The organism is Halorubrum sp. Atlit-28R (genome assembly GCF_003665955.1).
Classification (GTDB): Archaea; Halobacteriota; Halobacteria; order Halobacteriales; family Haloferacaceae; genus Halorubrum; species Halorubrum tropicale.
The window spans coordinates 1-429 of sequence record NZ_QPLS01000318.1; the positions used below are offsets into that span (position 1 = coordinate 1).

At 52.7% G+C, this 429-nt stretch carries 1 protein-coding gene; it reads right to left on the reverse strand.

Annotated features, from left to right (window positions below):
* The coding region (locus tag DVK06_RS18115; protein WP_233561836.1) for a hypothetical protein at positions 1–245 on the reverse strand (245 nt) is incomplete at its 3' end.
* Positions 246–429: the final 184 nt, after the last annotated feature.

Below are 429 nucleotides of genomic sequence, written 5' to 3' on the forward strand. Positions count from 1 at the left end.
GCGTACAGCAGCCCCAGCAGATTGATGCCGCATGCGGCCAATATCTGGACTCCGGTGCTGGCTGACTCGCTGAAACGCTGTGCCAAGCCTAGCGCAGTGCCGCCCAAAAAAATTGCATTGAATGCAATAGCCACCAGCAGCAGTTTGATGACCACGTCATAAGGGACTGTGCCGATGACTGCGAAGCCAAACAATATCAGAATGTTGATGGCGTAATCGGCGGCCACAATCGCTGTGGTGCGCAATCGACTTTGCATCTTGCTGTCCAGCGAAACGTATCTCGACATGATGTGCGTTTGCCTATGGATGAAATTTACCCAGCATCGAAAAGCTGCGATTGCTCAGTCTACGTCAAAGGTTTGCTGGCGGGATCGCCGACTGGATGGCGGGATATATAATCGTTGCTTTGTGGCAACATCATCCGACCGG